The sequence below is a fragment of the Vibrio sp. VP6 genome (assembly GCF_028823755.1).
Classification (GTDB): domain Bacteria; phylum Pseudomonadota; class Gammaproteobacteria; order Enterobacterales; family Vibrionaceae; genus Vibrio; species Vibrio parahaemolyticus.
In genome coordinates, this window is sequence record NZ_JAPEID010000134.1 from 1 (window position 1) to 1,445 (window position 1,445).

Sequence of the window (1,445 nt, forward strand, 5' to 3'; positions counted from 1 at the left end):
CAACTTTAGGAGGTTTGGTTTCTCGTCTGAATTACGCAACAAAGCCGCTGATGGGGGATTATTAGTAGTCCCTGATACATCAATAATTAACGTGCCGTTGTAGATAATGTCGTCACTTTTGTCATCAGGTGTGTTTTGATCATCCAATATATGAAAATAGGCCAATGAGCTCCCCGTCGCGACGGCGTCATAAGTGACATCCCCAGACTCTGTAATTATCGGAACGCCGGTGCCGTAAGCTGCAATGGCTTCCGAGAATAATGGGTGTGTCATCAACGTTAATTCTGTGCTAAACTCGTCGGCTAAACTGAATGTTAACGTTTCTCCTAATGTTGTTGATTTTGAAACAGAGGGAAGAACTGTACTCAGTGTGGATATGCCTGACGAAGCCTTTTGAGTTCTATTTGATTGACTGGCACTGAAAGTAACTCGCCCCATTCCCTCTGTTGAAGCGATGCCATCGGTGACGGTATAGCGATAAACACAGGTCTTCGCTGTTTTGGGAGATACCGCGAATTGAAGTCTTTTTGGATCAGAGCTTAAAATCTGACAATGAGCGTCTTTGCTTAAAGCTGCTATCTCAGTTATTGATAAAGACTTATTTTCCATTGATGACACAAAAGTTGAAAAATTGACGTTTAATGCATCAATGCCCGTGTTGATATCAAATGTTAAATGAAAATCAGCCGCCCGAATGCTCTTTGAGCTTGGCGGAATGGTTGGTGGCGTGACTTCTGTATCGCCGCCACCCGAACCACCTGAGTTATCATTGTTAGGTGCGCTGTCTCCACCGCACCCTGCCAATGCCAATAGCATTGAATATAAAATTACTTTTAACCAAAACATCGTTTATTCCTCCACCTTCACAACGTGATACCGAATGTCGACTCGACGGTTTTGAGTTCGACCAATGTGGGTATCGTTGGAAGCAATAGGCTCTTCTTCACCTCGCCCTTGAGCCAAAATGTTGTTCTCTGGTATGCCTTTTAATACCATGAAATCTTTAATGGCGACGGCGCGGCGAAGCGAGAGCGCCATGTTGTACGCTGCGCTACCTGTGCTGTCTGTGTGTCCGACAACAATGATTTGTTGAGTGGTGCCGATGTCGTCAATCGCGCGCAGCAATGCTTCGTTGACTTGCACTTCATCACTATCAAATTTAAAGAGGGTTTCTGCATCTATCGATACCACTACTTCTTTCAATTCAGGCTCCGGCGGCGGGGTCGGTTTTACGATAGGTGGAAGTGGCTCAGGCTCATCAACACCAAAGATATAGCGCCCGCCCACCGTGAATTCATACAAGTCACTTTCCACGTCAGGAATGTCATCAATCCAACGATATCCCACATCCAAAAGCCAATTTGGGGACAGTCGATAGTTCACCCCAGTACCCGCACTTGGTGTCCAATTGTCGTCATTCAAAGACATGCCGAGTTTGAAGTACA

General features: G+C 45.5%; 2 protein-coding genes. Both read right to left on the reverse strand.

The genetic code is table 11. The features are described from left to right. A partial coding sequence (locus OU793_RS24440) for a hypothetical protein (RefSeq protein ID WP_274647902.1) occupies positions 1–846 on the reverse strand: 846 nt, incomplete at its 3' end. A gap of 3 nt (positions 847–849) precedes the next feature. Beyond that, positions 850–1,445, reverse strand: a 596-nt coding sequence (locus OU793_RS24445) for an OmpA family protein (protein WP_274647903.1), incomplete at its 5' end; no start/stop codon positions are given.